This is a genomic window from Nocardia vinacea NBRC 16497 (assembly GCF_000308835.1).
Lineage (GTDB): Bacteria > Actinomycetota > Actinomycetes > Mycobacteriales > Mycobacteriaceae > Nocardia > Nocardia vinacea.
Genome location: NZ_BAGN01000266.1, coordinates 1 through 204, shown reverse-complemented (window position 1 = coordinate 204; position 204 = coordinate 1). Strand labels below are relative to the sequence as shown.

Here is a 204-nt window from a genome sequence, read left to right as displayed (position 1 = left end):
ACCGGCCCGAACACCGACAGCCCGAACACCGATGCCCAACAGGCGGATTCACCGCTGACCACGCCGCAGTACTGGGTCGACCACGTCCGCAACACCGTACGGTTCGCCGACGGAATCACCACCCTCACCACGGCGGGAGCAACCCGATACGTGATCATGGGCCCCGACGGCGGCCTATCCGGACTCATCGACGAAACCCTCCAA

General features: G+C 65.2%; 1 pseudogene. It reads left to right on the top strand.

Going from position 1 to position 204, the window contains the following annotated elements:
• Positions 1–204 (top strand): annotated as a pseudogene (locus ON44_RS33445) (hypothetical protein); the annotation flags it as partial.